Below are 13,249 nucleotides of genomic sequence, written 5' to 3'. Positions count from 1 at the left end.
CGGGCGCAGACCCCTATGACCCATCGGTTTCACCTCTCCGCCGTCTCTGCGCCCCTGGGTGCTCCCGGGCAGACATCGCACGCAGCTCGCGGAGCGCCGTGATCACGAGTGGCAGCTCGGTGAGAGCGAGCAGCCCGAAGACGATCGCCAGCAGCCAGTAGAACTCGGGGGCCTGCACACTCGCTCCCGTGTCGCTGCTGATGTTCGAGACGGTGATCCCGTCGACGACCGGCTCCACGGAATCGCCGGCGCCGCGGTGCACGTAGTCGACGCCGAGCTCTGCGGCGATCGTCTGAAGCGCGGGTTCGTCGAGGGTTGAGATCGCCGGCTCGGAGCCGCCCTCGCCGAACGCCGTGATGTACTCCTCGCCAACGCCGTCGTCGGTGTAACCCGAGAACCGCTTCATCGGCCCGCCCTCTGCGGTGCCGTATCCAAGCACAGCACCCTGGTCGATGAACTCGGCGAGCTCGGCGAACGATCCGGGCGGCTCTGCCACGGTCTGCTCACCGTCGCCGAGGTAGAACACAACGCGCTGACGTTCCGGATGTGCGAGGGCATCCTGTTCGAGCACCCCGTGCAGAAACTCGACGGGCTGCGAGATGCTGCTCCCGGCAGAATACGCGGTGATCTCCTGGTTGAGCGCCTTCACTCCGGAGGTGATCGCCGAGGAATCGGTGGTGAGAGGCAACCGCTGCACGGTGACGGCATCGAACGTGATGAGCGTGTAGCGGGCGCCGCTGAGCTCGGCTGTCATCGCCATGAGGTCATCGCGCACTCCGGCGAGGCGCGGGGCGTCTTCTGGACCGAAGTCCTCTGCGGCCATACTCGATGTGGTGTCCACAACGAAGTAGACGTCGACGTCGCCGGATGCCGCGGGCGGGCGCAGGTTCGTCGGCAACCCGGGGCGCAGCGCCATTCCGAAGATGACGATGACCATTGCCGCGCGCACGAGCCAGTGCCACGAACCGCCGTCTCGCCTGCGGCGGACGAATTGCACGAACGCGAACGCGACGAGCGCACAGCACAGGAGCACGAGCATCCAGATGGGCAGAACAGGGGTGAAGATCATCGTCTCAGCCTCCATCCGACCAGCATGATGAGGGTGGTACCGGCCAGGGCGGCGACGACGAGCCAGGTCGGCTCGTCATTCCGCACAAGCTGTGTCGCCCCTGTCAGCCGTGCCGTCTGCCGCTGCTGGATGCTCGACACGATCGACGGGACGGCGCCCGGGTCCTCGAGCGCGTAGTACGCGCCGTCGGTCTCTGTGACGACGCGCTCCATCTCGTCGGCCAGTTCGGCGATGTAGTCCTTGCTGCCGGTGTCGCCCGGGTTGATCCCATAGACGACCACTCCCCTGCGCGTCGCGTATTCGCCGGCCTCTGGCAGCGTCATGATCTGCTCGCCGGCGACGTAGTTGTCCGTCGCCAGCACAATCGACCGCGACCGTGGGGACTCGACGTCGTCGAATCGCATCACACACGAGCCGAGGCCGTCTCCGATGAGACTCGATCCGTCACCGAGCAGCGTTCCGTTGACGAACTCGCCGTCTGTGGTCGGGCTCGACAGGTCTTTGTGCAGGCGGTCGAGCTGCTGCGTCACGAATGCGTAGTCGCTCGTCAACGGAAAGTACGTTGCGGCAGAGGCGTTGAACAGCACAAGGCCGATTCGTTCCCCGTCGAACTGCTCGACCAGTTCACCGAAGGTCTCGACGATGGCCGCGTCGTATTCGATCATCGAACCGGACACATCGAGACAGAGCACGATGTCCCTGTTGCGCATTTCGGGCTGATAGCTGGTGACGCTCACGAGCCGAGAGCTGAGCAGCACGGCACTCACGATCATCAGCCCGATCACGACCACCCCTGCGACGAGGAGCAGACGGTAGCGCCGCAGCGCCGCCCGGTAGGAAGGCAGAGACGTCAGCCGCTCCGAGTGGGCGATGGGCACAGCCGGCGAGGCGCTCCGTCTGCGTGCCTTCGACTGCCGCCAGAGCAGAAAGGCGACGAGCCCGCCGACGATCGCGAGCCAGACGAGAGGCATCCACCAGTGGATCAGCGCCATGTCGTCACCACCTGCCTGGCCATGGCAGCCGAACGCCCGACGTCTCCCTGCTCGATCTCGGCGAACTCCGCGGGGTAGTACGTCTCGACGGCGGCCGCCACCTCGTGCAGATCGGCCCGTTCGAGATCGTCGAGGGTCATCGACCTGGCCTTCACCCCCGTTGCCTCCGATACGAACGACCTGACGAGGTCGCCGAGTCGGTGGTGGGCCGCTCGCCCGCTGGTCATGCCCTCGCCCGCCGAGCGTTCGACCTCGTCGATGAGTGCGCGATAACGCGAGCGCAGTTCCTCGATCGACGGACCGGAGTCCGCTGCCGTCTGCACGGCCTTCGGCCGGTGCTTGCGCCTGGAGTACCACCACACGAAGACGTACCAGGCGATGACGAGCACCACCAGCACCAGCCCGAGCACCGCCCAGAGCGGCTGGAACTGGACAGGCGCGTAATACCCGCTATCGTCTGGCATGGTTGTGCTTCTCGATCAGGCGGAAGATCTTCGGAACAACCTCAGCCTCTGCCTCGATTCGCTGATTGGCAATCCCCAGCCGTTCGAGGGCATCGCTCGTCACTCGTGCGCGCTCGGCGTTCACCGCCGCGAACTCCTCGCGAAGCGCGGCGTCGTGGCGCACGTACTCCGGCAGCTGCCGGTTGTCGGCGACGTCGAACATGTCGCGATCCGCGTACTCCGGCCGCATGAGGTCCGCGTCTCCGATGGTGAGCCAGAGCATCTCGTGCTGCGCGTGCAGCCGACGCAGCAACCGCAGTTCCTCATCGCTCAGGGCGCGGTCGTCAGCGATCACCACAACGATCATCCGCCCCTTGACGGTGCGCGCCACGAAGCCGAGCTGCCGGCCAAGCTCGCTCGGGGCGGCAGTGAGCGCCGTTCTCCCGTGCACAACAGAGAGGATGCGCTCGAGGTGTGATTCCGTGCCCCTCAACGGCAGATAGTCGGTGTGGGCGGAGTCGCCGGACACGAGCCCGACATGGTCGCCGTGGCGCACGGCCAGGTATCCCATGACTCCAGCGGCGAGTATCGCCGTCTCCCGCTTCGGCACACCGTCCGCACCGAGCGCCGAGAAGTTGCGCCCGGTGTCGACCACAAGGAGCACGGAGTGCTTGCGCGTCGCGACGTATCGCTTGATGAGAGGCGACCCGTGCCTGGCGGTCGCCTTCCAGTCGATGTCTTTGATCTCGTCACCGGGAACATAGGGGCGAAGGTCGTCGAACTCGTGGCTCTTCCCCTGGAAGATCGAGCGGTACTCACCGTCGAGCAGACCGCGCACACGTCTGTGCGCGCGTATCGACAGTTTCGTCTTCACCCTGCGGAGCAGACCGGGCATGCTAGGGCGCTTGGACGGAGCCGAAGATGGCGTCGATGACGGTCTCGGGTTCGACCTCGTCTGCAGCGGCCTCGTAGCCGAGGATGATCCGGTGACGCAGCACCTGGTGGCGGTACGACTTGACGTCCTCTGGAATCACGTGGTCACGGCCGTTCAACAGCGCGAGCGCCCTCGCCACAGCGGCGAACGCGATGCTCGCACGCGGGCTTGCGCCGTATTCGACGTATCCGGCGAGTGTGGGCGGAAGGTACTGGTCCACGTGACGCGAGACGTAGACCGCCTGCACGATGTAGTTGAGGATGGAGGGGTCGAGGTACACCCTCCTGACGAGCTGCCGCAGGTAGAGCACGTCATCCGTTGAGACGTGCGGAAGACGAGAGGGCTCGTCGTAGACACCCGCGTTGACTCGGCGGACGATCTCGGCTTCTTCGTCGATGTGCGGGTATTCGAGCACCTCTTTGAGCAAGAAACGGTCGAGCTGTGCTTCTGGGAGGTGATAGGTGCCTTCCTGCTCGATCGGGTTCTGCGTCGCGAGAACGAGGAACGGATCGGGCAGCGGATACACCACACCGCCGATGGAGGTCTGCTTCTCTTGCATGGCCTCGAGCATCGCCGACTGGGTCTTGGCGCTCGACCTGTTGATCTCGTCGAGCAGCACGAAGTTCGCGTGCACCGGACCGAGCTGCGTGTCGAACGTCGAGGTTCTCGGATCGAAGATCTGAGTTCCGATGATGTCGCTGGGCAAGAGGTCCGGAGTGCACTGGATTCGCGAGAACGACGCCGTGACGGCATCCGCTATCGACTCGGCAGCCGTGGTCTTCGCCAGGCCGGGAACACTCTCGAGCAGCACGTGCCCGCCGGTGATGAGGGCGACCATCAGGGTCGTTCGCAGGCTCCGCTGGCCGACCACCCTGCTGTCGTAGCCCTGTGCGATGGTGCCGAGAATGCTTCGGGCGCGTTCGATCTCTGCCTGTTGCAATGGAGTGTTCGACAAGACGGTCTGATTCACCGGGCGATCCCCTGCTGGTTCGGTTCGGGTCGCGCCTGCCGTTGTGACAGGCGGGTTCATCAAGTCTAGGTGCGGCGCCTCCGCATGGCCGTGCCGCACCTCCGGATGCGACATCACGACTCAGGCGCGAAGACGCCGGCGTGCTGTACGGTCGTCAGTCATGAGATCTCGACGGGGCACGCCCGCATACGCACTCACCGGTGCCGCAGCAGCACTCATCGGACTCGTTCCCTGGCTGATCACCGGCATCCGTCTTCCCCTGCAGAATCTGTGGGCCGCTCAGACGCCAGCAGAACAGATGCCCATCGCCCTGCTGCCGTTCAGCCAGTATCAGATCACCACGATCATCGGGCTCATCGTGACCGGCTATGCAGCGGCGGGAATCACCGTGCGGCTGAGTCGCGCCTACCATCCCCGTCGGGTTGTGCTGGCAACGGCCTGCGGCGCACTCGCCGTGGATGTTCTCGCGGCCGTCCAGACAACTGTTGTTGTGCTGTCCGGGCTCCAGCAGCGCACCGCATCGCACCTGTACGTCGCCGCGCTCCTCGCCGTCGTTGTGCTCGCGATCATCGTCGGCCTCTTAGTCCTGCGACTGATCGCCACCGCACAGGCGCCCGGTGCCATCATCGGGCTGAGCCTCGCCGCCCTCGCCGTGGGTCTCTGGCTGACCGCCCTCGTCGCTCCCCTGACCGTTATGCCCACCACTCTGCCCACCGACGCGAGGGAATGGCTGCTGAGCAGCGTCCGCTGGGTCCCCGCGGTTCTCGTCGGCCTCGCGATCGCGTGGGGCGGTGTCCGCTCGCGCGGGCGGATCATCGCGACGGTGGGCAGCATCCTGATCCTCTGGGTCGGCCCCGCCGCCTTCACCGGTGTCAGCGCCGCAGCAGGAGCACGTATGCTGCTGCCCTACCCGGCAGAGATGCTCGACTACGGGATCGGTGTGTTCCGCATGGCGCTCTTCGTGCCGGAACTCGCGCTGCCGCCTCTCATCGTCGCGATCGCCGTCGCGGGCATCGGAGTCGTTGTGCGAGAGCTTGTGCTCAGGCGGCGACGAGACGACCTGCCCGCCGCTCACGAGCATCCGCGGGGCGAGAGGGTCGGCTGAGCGTTCTCGGAACCGGCCGTGATGTGAACGCCGACCCGATCAGGCTATGGGCCCACCGAGACGACGGGGGTTCCTGTCGAGGTGTCATCGGCGGGCATCTCGGCCGCGAGCCGGTTCGCCTCCGCGATGAGGGTCTGCACGATCTCGGCTTCAGGCACCGTCTTGATGACCTCGCCCTTGACGAAGATCTGCCCCTTGCCGTTGCCCGAGGCCACACCGAGGTCGGCCTCACGGGCCTCGCCCGGCCCGTTCACCACGCATCCCATCACGGCGACGCGCAGCGGAACGCTCATGCCCTCGAGGCCGGCCGTGACGTCGTCGGCGAGTTTGTAGACATCGACCTGCGCGCGCCCGCAACTCGGGCACGAGACGATCTCGAGTTTGCGCTCGCGCAGGTTGAGGGACTGCAGAATCTGCAGCCCGACCTTGATCTCTTCGGCGGGCGGGGCCGAGAGCGACACCCTGATCGTGTCTCCGATGCCCTCGGAGAGCAGGATGCCGAATGCGGTCGCGCTCTTGATCGTGCCCTGGAACGCGGGCCCGGCCTCGGTGACGCCGAGGTGGAGCGGCCAGTCGCCCTGCTCGGCGAGCTGACGGTAGGCCTTGACCATCACAACGGGGTCGTTGTGCTTCACCGAGATCTTGAAGTCGTGAAAGTCGTGCTCCTCGAAGAGGCTCGCCTCCCAGACAGCGCTCTCGACGAGTGCCTCCGGCGTCGCCTTGCCGTATTTCTGCAGTAGCCGGGGATCGAGGGAACCGGCGTTCACGCCGATGCGCAGCGAGACGCCCGCCTCTTTGGCACGCTTGGCGATCTCACCGACGCGGTCGTCGAACTTGCGGATGTTCCCGGGGTTCACGCGCACGGCCGCGCAGCCGGCATCGATGGCCGCGAAGACGTAGTTCGGCTGAAAATGGATGTCGGCGATCACCGGGATCTGGCTCTTCTTCGCGATGATCGGCAGCGCCTCTGCGTCGTCACGGCTCGGAACGGCGACCCTCACGATGTCGCAACCGGATGCCGTCAGCTCGGCGATCTGCTGCAGCGTCGCGTTGATGTTCGTCGTCGGTGTTGTTGTCATCGACTGCACGCTGACCGGTGCGTCTCCGCCCACGAGGACCTTGCCCACCTTGATCTGTCTCGACACACGCCGAGGACTCAGGGTTTCGGGGACTTTGGGGAGACCGAGGTTGATTGCTGCCACCGCATCATCCTACGTCCGCATGCTCCGCGAACTCTGGATGCCCGCAGCACGTCGAGGGCGAACCCTCTGTTGGCGGCGCCCTCGTGACTGCTCCGAGCGGAGTATCGCGATGCCCCCGCCCGCTGTAGTACGGCGCGACACCTCTGCCACGCGCTACACATTTTGTGACGCGCGCCCCGAGCTCGGGGCGCGCGTCACAAAATGTGTAGCGCGGGACGGGGGCGAGCTGCAGAGACGGGGGCGAGCTGCAGGGAACGGGGATCAGCCGAAGAGGTCAACGGGTTTGACGATGTCGGCATAGATGAGCAGCAGGCTCATCGCGCCCAGCACGATCACCACCGTGAAGGTGAGCGGCATGAGCTTGGCCGCGTCCACGGGGCCGGGGTCCTTGCGTCCACGGAGTTTCGCGAACCAGCGGCGGATGCCCTCCCACCCGGCAGCTGCGACGTGACCGCCGTCGAGGGGCATCAGCGGCACCAGGTTGAACACGAGAAGCGCGATGTTCAACGAGCCGAGCAGTCCGATCATCGTCTGGGCCTTGGCGCCGAGGGAGACGTCGTCAAGTGACGCGACTTCGCCGGCGATGCGGCCGACGCCGACCACGCTCATCGGTCCGTTGGGGTCTCGTTCGCCCGGTCCGAAGGCTGCGTTCGCGACGTCGATCAAACGCTGCGGCAGGTTGAGGATGATGTTGGCGACGTTGGCGACGTTCTCTCCGATGAACGGGAGCACGGCCGTCGCGGGTTGCCGCACAAGCTCCTCTCGAGAATAGATCCCGGCGATGCCGACCTCTTCGGTGACCGGGCTGCCGGAGGAGTCCTCGATCTGCTGACCATTCTCGTCGACGACGTACCGCTCCGTCAGCAGGGGTGTGAGTGTTGTGGTGTTCTGCTCGCCATCGCGCTCGTAGACCACCGACAGGGACTGGCCGGGCGACGTGCTGATGATCTCGCTCATCTGCTCCCAGCTGGTGATCTCGGTGCCCCCGATCGAGATCATCGTGTCGCCGGGCCTCAGACCGGCGGCTGCGGCCGGCGAGGGCGGATCGTCTGCCTCGCACGTCGTCTGCTCGCTCGTGGCCGGCAGAACGCACTCGTTCACATCGAGGATGGTCGTTGTCGACTGAGGCACCCCGAAGCCGACCAGATACACCCCGAAGAAGACGATGGCGAGCAGCAGGTTCATCGCGGGCCCGCCGAGCATCACGATGATGCGCTTCCACACGGGCAGCCGATAGAAGGCGCGCGTCTCTTCGCCCGCACCGATCGTCTCGGCGCTGGCGTCGCGCGCATCCTGCACCAGGCCGTTGAAGAAACGGCGTCTCGTACCGGTGGAGGCATCGACGGGGGCGCCGATATCGGTGGCTCCCTCTGCGATCTGCGGACGTTCGTCGACGGCGACGCCGTGTCGGGTCCGCCTGGCTGCCTGCTCGGTGTTCAGCTGCTGAAAGAAGCCCGTGCTCGACTCGTGGGCGCTTTCGCCCTTGCCGGGTGGGAACATCCCGATCATCGAGATGTACCCGCCGAGGGGGAAGGCCTTGACGCCGTACTCGGTCTCGCCACGGCGTTTGGACCAGATCGTCGGACCGAAGCCGATCATGTACTGGGTGACTTTGACGCCGAAAAGCTTCGCGGGCACCAGGTGCCCGATTTCGTGGAGACCGATGGACAGGCCGAGCCCGACCACGATGATCAGTATGCCGAGGATGTATTGCAGCACGGTTTCCACCCGTGAACGATACCGCCGAATGCCGTGGGGATGCTGGCTGAGGCCTGTGAGGCTCCCATGGCCGCATCCGTCACCGGCAGCATCGCTGGCCGGCCGCGTCGGTGACCCCTGCGGCTCACCGTGAGACGATGGACCTATGCGACCGCATACTCCGCCCTCCGTGCCCCTCGCCGACCTCGCCCGCCGATTCCGGCTCGAGGGAGACCCCGGAGCGGTCATCGTGAGCGGCATCAGCATGGCAAGCACGGACGTGCAGCCCGGCGACCTCTATCTCGGTGTGCCCGGTGCGAACGCGCACGGCGCCGATTTCGCCGCGGATGCCGTCTCGCGCGGCGCTGCGGCGATCGTCACCGATGCGAACGGGGTTCAGAAGGCCGCGAGCGCCGGAGTGCCCGTTCTCAGGAGTGGGGACTCACCACGACTGATCGCCGGTGACCTGGCCGCGGCGATCTACGGCACCGGCGATGACAACGGGGACGGGAGCACCCCTCTCACCCTCGGCATCACCGGCACGAACGGCAAGACCTCGACGGCGCACATGCTCGACGCCCTGCTCAAGCAGCTCGGCAAGACCACCGGACTCAGCTCGACAGCCGAGCGCCGCGTCGGTGACGAGGCGGTGACCAGCCATCTCACCACCCCCGAAGCCACCGAGCTTCACGCTCTGCTGGCGAGGATGCGCGAGGTGCGCGTCGACGCCGTCATCATCGAGGTCAGTGCACACGCGCTCTCGCGACACCGCGTCGACGGAGTGATGTTCGACGTCGCAGCCTTCACCAATCTCAGCCACGATCACCTCGACGATTACGCGAGCATGGATGAGTACCTCGAGGCGAAGATCGGGCTCTTCACCTCTCTCCGCGCGAAACGCGCTGTGGTGAGCCTCGACAGCCCGGCGGGTTTCGACGTCGTCGCCCGCTCGCAGGTTCCCGTTGCGACGATCGCGACCGTCGATCCACACTCACACACCGTTCCCGATGCTGACTGGCTGCTGTCTGTCGACGCCGAGCGGCCGGACTACACCGAGTTCACCCTCACGCACACCACCAACGGCAGCGTCACGACGCGGGTTCCGCTGATCGGCCGGCACATGGCATCCAATGCCGGCCTGGCCATAGCCATGCTCGTCGAAGGCGGGATCGCGCTCCACGACCTGTCGAACGTTCTGGCGAGCGACGGCAGGATCCTCGTCGACCTTCCCGGACGCCTCGTGCGCGTCTCTGGGGTCCGCGGCCCCACCCTCTACGTCGACTCGGGGCACACTCCGGATGCGTTCTCCAAGTCCCTCGCCGCCGTGCGAGCGGTGACGTCCGGACGCGTGATCATGGTGACCGGTGCAGACGGCGGACGGGATGCCACGAAGCGCCATGACATGGGACGAGAGGCGATGAGGGGAAGCGACCTGCTCATCCTCACCGACCACCATGTGCGGTTCGAAGACCCTGCGGGGATTCGCCGCGCGCTGCGCGAAGGCGCGCACGACGAGAACCCCGAAGGCGATGTGCGTGAGATCGGCGACCCGCGCGAGGCTATTCGTGCGGCAGTCGCCAGTGCCGCAGAGGGCGACACGATCCTCTGGGCCGGGCTGGCGTCACAGGACTATCGCGACGTGCGCGGCGTCGAGCAACCGTTCGACGCCGCCCTCGAGTCACGGCGCGCGCTCATCGAGGCCGGCTGGTAGCGGACGGCGGTCAGGTGCGGGCGATGTGCGCGTCTGCTGCCGCCCGCGCCCAGCGTTCGGCGTCTGCGAGGGTCTCGAGCGTCAGCTCACCGTGCGGCTCATGCGCGTCTGCCACCTTCGACACGGTGTCGACGATCTCGAGAAAACCTATGCGACCCGAGTGAAAGGCCGCGACCGCCTGCTCGTTCGCAGCGTTGAACACAGCTGGATAGCTCTGGCCCGCACGGCCAACGGATTTGGCGAGCGCAACCGCCGGGAACACCTCGTCGTCGAGCGGCTCGAACGTCCACGCCGTCTGCACTGCCCAGTCGATGGGCTTGCCGGCACCGGCGACCCGATTCGGCCAGTCGAGTCCGAGCGAGATCGGAAGGCGCATGTCGGGCGGCGAGGCCTGTGCGATCGTCGAACCGTCGATGTACTCCACCATCGAGTGCACAATCGACTGCGGATGCACAACGACGTCGATGCGCTCGTACGGCACGTCGAACAGCAGGTGCGCTTCGATCACTTCGAGTCCCTTGTTGACGAGGGTCGCGGAGTTGGTGGTGACGACAAGCCCCATGTCCCAGGTCGGGTGGGCGAGCGCCTCCGCCGGCGTGACCGACGCGAGAGCCGACCTCGTGCGACCCCGGAACGGGCCGCCCGACGCGGTCACGATCAGCCGCCGGACGTCACGCGGCGTCCCTGACCGAAGCGCCTGTGCGAGTGCAGAGTGCTCAGAGTCCACGGGCACGATCTGCCCCGGCGCTGCCAGCCGCTTCACGAGATCACCGCCGACGATCAGCGATTCCTTGTTGGCGAGCGCCAGCGTGCGCCCGGCCTCGAGCGCAGCCAGAGTGGGCCCGAGGCCGACGGACCCGGTGATGCCGTTGAGCACCACGTCTGCATCGACATCGCGCACGAGCTTCGCCGCCTCGTCCGCGCCGAGCGCGGTGTCGTCAACGTGGAAGGCGGCCGCCTGCTCGTCGAGCAGCGCCCGATTGCTGTTCGCCGCAAGTCCGACAACGTCGAACCGCGTCGGGTTCGCCCTGATGACGTCGAGCGCCTGGGTTCCGATCGACCCGGTCGAACCGAGGATGATGACGCGTCTCACACTCACACCCTAGCGAGAGCCGGGGCCGGTGGCCGTCGATTGTGCTCGTCCGGTCGTCGTCCAGACGTCATCGACTGGTGGCGAGAATGTCGACGACGAACACAAGGGTGTCTGTGCCCTCGATGCCCGCATCCGGCTCGCCGGCCTCGCCGTAGCCCTGGTCCGGCGGAATGACGGCGAGCACCTGCGACCCCACCTCGTGATCGACGAGCGCCGCCGTGAACCCGGGGATCACGGCATTGGTCGCGAACTGTGCCACGCCCGTGCCCCAGCTCTGATCGAACACCTCGCCGGTGCGCCAGTTGACACCCTGGTACTGCACCGTCACGGTGTCGCCGTCCTGCACCTTCTCGCCGTCTCCTTGTTTGAGGACGGCGAGCTGCAACTCTGCGGGGGGCTCGGCGTCCGGGATCGTCACCGTGGGGACGCCTTCGTCGTCGAGTTCGACCGTCGGATAACCGTCGGGCTGGGGCTGTTCTGCTCCGGTCGCGACAGAGGGCACGATCCTCAGGATGTCGGCGATGACCACAAGCGAGTCGCCGTCGAGCACAGCACCGTCGGACGAGCCCTGCTCGCCGAACCCGTCTGCGCTCGACACAACAGAGACGACCCTCGATCCCTCGGGAACGCACTCGAGCGTGCGCACGAGGCCGGTGATGAACTCGTTCTCGTCCACATCAAGAGGTCCCATTCCCGAGCCGGAGTACGGCGTTTGCGAGACGACCTCCCCGGTTCTGCCGTTGTAGATCGTCAGGTCGGCCATCACCATGTCCCCGGGTTTGACCTCGGCGCCGGCGCCCTCGATCACGCTCTTCCTGACCGTCTCGTCTGTGCTGAGCCCGCTCTCGAACTCCACCGTCGGCATCGCGCCGAACTCGCCCGACACGCTCACGTCGTCGACGGCGCCTCCGCTGGGTGTGTCGTGGCAGCTCAGGTCGGCAGAGGAGGAGCCTCCTGTCGCGGTCGACTGGGGCTCACCGCCGCAGGCAGAGAGAAGCAGGGCGGATGCCGCGACAGCGGCGAGAACGGGGACCCTGGTGCGCACGAGGCTCGCTTTCATAGACGTAGAGGCTCACGATGAGATGGGGCTCATTCTCCCCTACCCGACTATGCCTCACCTGAAAAGCACCCGCAGACACACCCGCACTTCATGCCCGGATCGGCATATGCGCGGGCATAGGGTCGAACGGATGTCAGGGCCGGATTCAGAGACGAACGCACGTGATGCAGCCGAAAGCGCCACGGCATCCCCCGCCCATACACACAACGACGCGCACGCGGGTTCGCCCGGTTTCGTCTATTTTCTGGGGCGCGCGGTTCTCGCTCCGGTCGTGCGGCTGATCTACCGGCCGCGTGTCTCCGGGCGCCGGAACGTTCCGAAGACGGGGCCGGTGATCATCGCGAGCAACCATCTGTCGTTCATCGACAGCATCGCGATTCCCGTCGCCGCTCCCCGGCGAGTGCGGTTCCTGGCGAAGTCGAGCTATTTCGAGGGCAAAGGGGTCTCAGGCTGGGTCACCCGCACCTTCTTCAGCGCTATCGGCGCCATCGGGGTGAGGCGCGGCGCAGGTCAGGCGGCGCAGGAGGCCCTCGACCAGGGCCGACGGGTCCTCGAGAGCGGTGGCGCGTTCGCGATCTACCCAGAGGGCACCAGATCGCTCGACGGCCGCCTCTATCGGGGCCGCACGGGGGTCGCATGGCTCGCCCTCGCAACGGGGGCGAGAGTCGTTCCCGTCGGGCTCATCGGAACAGACGAGGTGATGCCCGTCGGAACGAGAATGCCGAAACGCTCGCCCCGCGCCACCATCGTCTTCGGCACGCCCCTCGATGTGAGCCGTCACGGCCCGGCGACGAGCGGACGTGCTCGCAGGCATGCGACAGACGAGATCATGTCGGCCATCCACGACCTCACCGGGCAGGAACTCGCGAACGCATACAACGAGTCACCGCCGGCAGACACCATCGAGAGGCTGAAGCGCGCCGTCTGGCGACCCGAGCGGATGTAGTCGCCACCAACCGCCGACGACTCGCC

At 66.4% G+C, this 13,249-nt stretch carries 12 protein-coding genes; 3 read left to right on the top strand and 9 right to left on the bottom strand.

The genetic code is table 11. The features are described from left to right. Positions 1–13: 13 nt before the first annotated feature. The 5 genes from ACYVF5_RS12180 to ACYVF5_RS12160 are packed head-to-tail and all read right to left on the bottom strand — an operon-like array spanning position 14 to position 4,408. Complete coding sequence (locus ACYVF5_RS12180; protein ID WP_460946743.1) at positions 14–1,084, bottom strand: VWA domain-containing protein; 1,071 nt, start codon at positions 1,082–1,084, stop codon at positions 14–16. Further along, positions 1,066–2,061 carry a VWA domain-containing protein gene (locus ACYVF5_RS12175; protein WP_460946741.1) on the bottom strand — a complete coding sequence of 332 codons (996 nt, stop codon included), beginning with the start codon at positions 2,059–2,061 and terminating at the stop codon, positions 1,066–1,068. Before ACYVF5_RS12175 ends, ACYVF5_RS12180 begins: the two co-directional genes overlap by 19 nt. Beyond that, the gene (locus ACYVF5_RS12170; protein WP_460946739.1) at positions 2,052–2,525 is read right to left on the bottom strand and encodes a hypothetical protein; all 474 of its coding nucleotides are present in this window, start codon (positions 2,523–2,525) and stop codon (positions 2,052–2,054) included. Before ACYVF5_RS12170 ends, ACYVF5_RS12175 begins: the two co-directional genes overlap by 10 nt. Continuing rightward, positions 2,512–3,378 (bottom strand): DUF58 domain-containing protein, encoded by an 867-nt coding sequence (locus ACYVF5_RS12165; RefSeq protein WP_460946737.1) that lies wholly within the window; start codon positions 3,376–3,378, stop codon positions 2,512–2,514. The genes ACYVF5_RS12170 and ACYVF5_RS12165 overlap by 14 nt, the downstream gene beginning before the upstream one ends. Positions 3,379–3,400: 22 nt before the next feature. After that, complete coding sequence (locus ACYVF5_RS12160) at positions 3,401–4,408, bottom strand: AAA family ATPase (protein ID WP_460946735.1); 1,008 nt, start codon at positions 4,406–4,408, stop codon at positions 3,401–3,403. 160 nt (positions 4,409–4,568) lie between these two features. On the opposite strand from ACYVF5_RS12160, the gene ACYVF5_RS12155 reads away from it, so the two are divergent. After that, positions 4,569–5,513, top strand: coding sequence for a hypothetical protein (locus tag ACYVF5_RS12155; RefSeq protein ID WP_460946733.1), 945 nt, complete (start codon positions 4,569–4,571; stop codon positions 5,511–5,513). Positions 5,514–5,557: 44 nt separating this feature from the next. Here the strand turns inward: ACYVF5_RS12155 and ispG are convergent, their stop codons facing one another. Continuing rightward, positions 5,558–6,715: a flavodoxin-dependent (E)-4-hydroxy-3-methylbut-2-enyl-diphosphate synthase gene (gene ispG / locus ACYVF5_RS12150; RefSeq protein WP_460946731.1), complete on the bottom strand. Its 1,158-nt coding sequence runs from the start codon at positions 6,713–6,715 to the stop codon at positions 5,558–5,560. A gap of 261 nt (positions 6,716–6,976) precedes the next feature. Continuing rightward, positions 6,977–8,434: a M50 family metallopeptidase gene (locus ACYVF5_RS12145; RefSeq protein ID WP_460947021.1), complete on the bottom strand. Its 1,458-nt coding sequence runs from the start codon at positions 8,432–8,434 to the stop codon at positions 6,977–6,979. A gap of 145 nt (positions 8,435–8,579) precedes the next feature. Here ACYVF5_RS12145 and ACYVF5_RS12140 point away from each other — a divergent pair, with 145 nt between their 5' ends. Then, entirely contained in the window at positions 8,580–10,124 is a 1,545-nt protein-coding gene (locus ACYVF5_RS12140) for a Mur ligase family protein (protein WP_460946729.1), read from the top strand. Between the two features lie 10 nt (positions 10,125–10,134). Here ACYVF5_RS12140 and dxr read toward each other — a convergent pair whose 3' ends face one another. Next, the gene (gene dxr / locus ACYVF5_RS12135) at positions 10,135–11,217 is read right to left on the bottom strand and encodes a 1-deoxy-D-xylulose-5-phosphate reductoisomerase (protein WP_460946727.1); all 1,083 of its coding nucleotides are present in this window, start codon (positions 11,215–11,217) and stop codon (positions 10,135–10,137) included. Positions 11,218–11,284: 67 nt separating this feature from the next. Next, entirely contained in the window at positions 11,285–12,277 is a 993-nt protein-coding gene (locus ACYVF5_RS12130) for an FKBP-type peptidyl-prolyl cis-trans isomerase (protein WP_460946725.1), read from the bottom strand. Between the two features lie 130 nt (positions 12,278–12,407). Here ACYVF5_RS12130 and ACYVF5_RS12125 point away from each other — a divergent pair, with 130 nt between their 5' ends. Further along, the gene (locus ACYVF5_RS12125) at positions 12,408–13,223 is read left to right on the top strand and encodes a lysophospholipid acyltransferase family protein (protein ID WP_460946723.1); all 816 of its coding nucleotides are present in this window, start codon (positions 12,408–12,410) and stop codon (positions 13,221–13,223) included. The last annotated feature ends 26 nt before the right edge of the window (positions 13,224–13,249 follow it).

It is taken from the genome of Okibacterium endophyticum (assembly GCF_054780075.1).
The sequence above is the reverse complement of the archived record's forward strand: the minus strand, read 5'-3'. Positions and strand labels throughout refer to the sequence as shown.